Origin of the sequence: Streptomyces sp. NPDC005181 (assembly GCF_040608395.1) — a bacterium.
GTDB lineage: Bacteria > Actinomycetota > Actinomycetes > Streptomycetales > Streptomycetaceae > Streptomyces.
This window is the reverse complement of sequence record NZ_JBEXID010000198.1, coordinates 1-4,696: the sequence shown is the minus strand read 5'-3', so window position 1 is coordinate 4,696 and position 4,696 is coordinate 1. Positions and strand designations below refer to the sequence as shown.

Sequence of the window (4,696 nt, the reverse complement as noted above, 5' to 3'; positions counted from 1 at the left end):
CTAGTGACACGCCACTTCGGCGTGCCCACAGGCATATCCGCAGGTCAACCTACATATTCGTGCCCTAGTCGGCACCGCCAACTGTGGAACTCAGGAGAAGGCCGACCACTTCGAGATCACCGCCTACGAGCGCGAGGACCGCAGCGTGCTCGCCGGTCTGCTCGGCCTCGCCCTGATCGTGGTCTGCCTGGGCTGGATCCACCTCGTCGTCGTACGGCCCCTGCGGGCCCTCGCGGCAGGCGCCGAGAAGCTCGCCGACGGCGACCTCAAGACCGTGCACTACCCCCGCTACCAGGACGAGGTCGGCGCCGTCGTCCGGAGCCTCGAACTGATCCGCCAGCAGTTGCAGGCCAGCCGGCAGAACCAGGCGCGCCGGCCCGCCGAGCCCCGGCCCGGCGCCGGAGGAAGGTGACCAAGCGTGCTCTACCTCTACTTCGTCCTGTTGATCGGCAGTCTGTTCCTGCTCGTCGCGGGCATCGTGGAGCAGCGTCGGCACTACGCCGCGCTGCACACCATCCCCTCGCGGGTGCTCGTCAACGGCATCCGCGGCAAGTCCTCCATCACCCGGCTCTGCGCGGGCGCGCTGCGGGGCGGTGACCTGATCACCGTCGCCAAGACGACCGGGACGGCGGCCCGCTTCATCCACCCCGACGCCACCGAGGAGCCGGTCTACCGCAAGTTCGGCATCGCCAACGTGGTGGAGCAGATCGGCATCGTCCGTCGGGCCGCCACCTACCGGCCCGACGCGCTCGTCATCGAGTGCATGGCCGTGATGCCGGCCCTCCAGGAGGTCAACCAGAGCAAACTGATCCGCTCCACCATCGGCGTGCTGTGCAACGTCCGCGAGGACCACCTCGCCGAGATGGGCCCCACCCTCGACGACGTGGCCCGCTCGCTGTGCCGCTCGATGCCCCAGGACGGCATCTGCGTCACCGCCGAGAAGGAGCGCTTCCACATCCTCCAAGAGGAGGCGGACGCCCGGAACTGCCAGTTGGTCTACGCCGACCCGGAGACCGTCAGCGACGAGGAGCTGCGCGGCTTCAGCTGGTTCACCTTCAAGGAGAACGTGGCGATCGCCCTGGTCGTCGCCGAACTGCTCGGCGTGGAGCGCGAGGTCGCCCTCCAGGGCATGTACGACGCCCCGCCGGACCCGGGCGTGCTCTCCGTAGAGCGCTATGTGGCCCCCGACGGCAACCGGCTCGCCTTCGCCAACGTCTTCGCGGCCAACGACCCCGAGTCGACGCTGATGAACATCAACCAGCTCCTCGACCTCGGCGCCGTCCGCCGCCCCCTGAACGTGGTGATCAACTGCCGCCCCGACCGCGTGGAGCGCAACGGGCAGATGGGCGAGATCATCCCCGATCTCCAGCCCGACCACGTCTTCGTCATCGGGCACCCCGCCAAGAGCGCCATCGACGCCATCCCCGCCGAGTGGCGGGACCGGGCGGTCGACCTGGGCGGCGAGAAGCGGTCCGCCGAGGAGTTCATGCCGGCCCTGCTCGGCCGCATGTCCGACGGCTCCTCCCTGGTGGCCATCGGCAACATCCACGGCCAGGGTGAGGAGCTGCTGGAGTACCTCGCCGAACTCCCCGCCGACGAGAGCGACGCGGACGAGGAGACGCCGAGCCCCGCCGCGGTGACGGCGCCCCGCCTGGACCCGTTCGCCTCGTACCCCCCGGCGTACGAGGAGCGCTACCAGGCTTCGCGGACCCAGGAGATCCCGGTGGTCCGCATACCGGCCCGGACGTCACGGCCATACCGGCAGCAGCACGAGCAGTACGCACAGCAGGAGCGGTACGAGCCCTTCGAGCAGTACGCCGACGCGCCGCGGCAGCAGCCGTACGAATCCGCCCAGCAGACCTGGCCGCCCTACGACGAGCCGCACGACGACGCCCGGAGACCCCGTTGACCACCGCCGCACTGACCCCCGAGATGGCCGCCCTGGGTATCGCCCTAGGGCTGTTCTTCTCGCTGCTGTGCTACCTCACCACCAACCTCTCGCCCGGCGGCATGATCACTCCGGGCTGGCTCGCCCTGACGCTGATCGAGGACGTCCAGCGCGCGGCCATGGTGGTGGGCGTCACCGCCCTCACCTACGGCGGCACCAAGATCATGCAGCGGCTGGTGATCCTCTATGGCAAGCGGCTGTTCGCCTCGGTGGTGCTGCTCGGCGTGCTGCTCCAGGGCACGGTGATGATCCTGCTCTCGCTGGAGTTCCCGCTGCTCTACGGCAACCAGACCCTCGGCTTCATCGTGCCCGGCCTGATCGCCTACCAGATGGTGCGCCAGCCCAAGGGCGCCACCCTGCTGGCCACCGGCACGGTCTCGCTCATGGCCTACATCGTCGTCGCCGCCGGGCTGCTGCTCGGCATCATGCCCACCGTCTGACAAGCCGCCCCAGAACAACCGAGGAGTAACCGATGGCAGGGAAGAAGAAGTCGCGGCCCGTGGTCTCGGGTCTGGTGGTGCTGGCGCTCGTCGCGACCTCCGGCTACCTCACCCTGGAACTGCGCAAGCAGGAGGCACCCGGGGTGACGGAGGTCCGCAACGTCGGCGTCCTGGACGGCGGCGAGGGCTCCGGCTCCGCCTCCGACGACAAGGGCGAGGCCAAGTGGTCCCGGCTGGAGAACCCCGCGCGCTCGGTGCTGCGCGGCTCCGACGGCCAGATCAAGGCGGTGTTCACCGACGGGGCGCACCTGGCCACACTCACCGGCCCGGCCCGCACCTTCGCCGAACCGGCCTCGACCTCCTCCAAGGTCTCCACCACGGACTGGGTGCGGCTGATGCCCGAGTCCTGGAAGAAGGGCGCCGAGAAGGAGAAGTGGTTCACCGACTGGTACACCGAGTACGAGGACAGCAAGGAGGACGACGTCTTCGCCATCGCCTTCCAGTACGTGGCCGGCGCCCCGCAGAAGAAGGACGAGCAGGGCACCGCCTACGCCGGTGACGCCAACTTCGGACCGCTGAACACCACCGGCGCCGAGGGCGGCGACCTGCGCCTGGAGCAGTCCGACTTCTACGACTATCTCGGCCTGTCCTACCCCTTCCGGGACGGCCAGACCGGTACCCCCGAGCCCCTGCGCGCCAAGTCCCTGGACTGCTCGGGCTTCATACGGATGGTGCTCGGCTACCGCACCCGCTACCCGCTGATGTCCTCGGACACCTCCGGCGACGGACTGCCGCGCACCGCCAACGGCATGGCCCGCTCCGGCGAGGGCGTCGACGTGCTCCCGCTGGCCGGGGTGACGGCCGACGACCGGCCGTCCGCCATCGACCAGCTCCAGCCCGGCGACCTCGTCTTCTTCAAGCTGGACACCCGCACCAAGGACCGGCTCGACCACGTCGGCATGGTGCTCGGCTACGACACCGAGGGCCACCTGATCTTCGTCTCCAGCCGCGAGGAGGTCAACGGCCCGACCATCGGCGACGTCGGCGGGGTCTCCCGGCTGGACGGCAACGGCTACTACGCCAAGACGCTGCGCAGCGCCAAGCGGCTGTGACCGTGACCGCCCGCCCGGCGCCCCGGCGGGGCCCTACTGCTCGGCCGCGGCCGACGCCTGGGCCTCGTCGCGGCGGCGGATCTGCCGGAAGGCGAACTCGCCGAGGTCGTCGCCGGTCCGGAAGACGGCCGTGTCCTTCTCCGTCACGTCCTTGGTGCCGGTGAAGCCGGTGACCGTGAAGTAGGCGTAGCGGCCGTAGGCGTTGGTCGTGGTCCGGCAGACGGCACCGGTGCAGAAGGCGTCCACGCCGCCGCCGTAAATGAGACGCCGGGACTCTCTCCTCTCGGAGCCGCCGCATCTGTCTTATCCCACTCGGTGGCGCGTTCTCCGATCGGACGCTTCCTCTCCGTCGACCCCATCCTCGCCCTTGATCGGCGGCGTTGTCGCCAAGGATGCAAAGGGCCAGGACATCAAGATAGTCATGCCCAACGTAGGATCCAGCGGCCTGGATGTGATCGGACCGAATGGGGAGTACGTTTTCGTAGGAGGCGGCGCGAAAGCAAATGAGCCGTCAATATTCGGAAAGGCTCTAAAGATAAACAAATATGCTGCCGACGCGGCGGGTGTGCCGGCGCATTACTACATGCGGCCCTACCCGCGTGTCCCTGTCGACCGTGACGGTCGCAGGGTGGTTGGCCAGACGCGCGAGGCCATCATATTTTGTTCCGGGGCCTCGATTCGCAGCGAACAGCCGTACCGGACGGGAGACATACCGCTCCCCGCTCCTGCGTGTGGGCAACGAGGGGACGGAAGTTGTCGGACTGTTCTGATCCCAGCGGTAGCGGTCCGTGAACATCCGTGATCCGCAGCGCTGCGGCTGAGCGCGCGCAACGCCCTCGCCACCGCACTCTCGCACCACGCCAGATGTCCGGCGGCGTCACCACACAACATGGTCCGAGCGGCCTCCCCTCCCCGGCGCGGTTCCCGTCACGCCACTGGGCGTCGAGTTCCCGGTGACTGGGGCGAGCCGCGCTATCGGCATCCAACCGGGGGCCGGCAAACGACGAGACAGCATAGTTGGTCATCGGAGAACGCGGCCAAGAGAGGCGTTCATCTCGCCGACGCGCTCGGGAAGTTCGCCAGTCCGGCGCTGCCGCGCGACAGGGCGGTTGCAAGTTCCGGGTTCGTGCGGCTGGTCGGGGAGTGACCGGTTGGGGCGCATAACAGGGCAGGCACGGGCTTCGTGATCATTGTGG

At 68.8% G+C, this 4,696-nt stretch carries 3 protein-coding genes and 2 pseudogenes; 4 read left to right on the top strand and 1 reads right to left on the bottom strand.

Annotation, left to right across the window (positions count from 1 at the left end; genetic code table 11):
* Positions 1-109 precede the first annotated feature (109 nt).
* From ABZV38_RS39695 to ABZV38_RS39680, 4 genes and pseudogenes are all read left to right on the top strand, one after another.
* Positions 110-412, top strand: a pseudogene (locus tag ABZV38_RS39695) (HAMP domain-containing protein); the annotation flags it as partial.
* 6 nt (positions 413-418) lie between these two features.
* A complete protein-coding gene (pgsB, locus tag ABZV38_RS39690) occupies positions 419-1,909 on the top strand; it encodes a poly-gamma-glutamate synthase PgsB (protein WP_356333744.1) in 1,491 nt (496 codons plus the stop codon).
* Positions 1,906-2,388, top strand: a complete 483-nt coding sequence (locus ABZV38_RS39685) for a poly-gamma-glutamate biosynthesis protein PgsC/CapC (protein ID WP_356333742.1) — start codon at positions 1,906-1,908, stop codon at positions 2,386-2,388. The genes pgsB and ABZV38_RS39685 overlap by 4 nt, the downstream gene beginning before the upstream one ends.
* 32 nt (positions 2,389-2,420) lie before the next feature.
* Positions 2,421-3,500 (top strand): NlpC/P60 family protein, encoded by a 1,080-nt coding sequence (locus tag ABZV38_RS39680; protein ID WP_356333740.1) that lies wholly within the window; start codon positions 2,421-2,423, stop codon positions 3,498-3,500.
* Positions 3,501-3,533: 33 nt separating this feature from the next.
* Here ABZV38_RS39680 and ABZV38_RS39675 read toward each other — a convergent pair.
* Positions 3,534-3,788 (bottom strand): annotated as a pseudogene (locus tag ABZV38_RS39675) (hypothetical protein); the annotation flags it as partial.
* Positions 3,789-4,696: the final 908 nt, after the last annotated feature.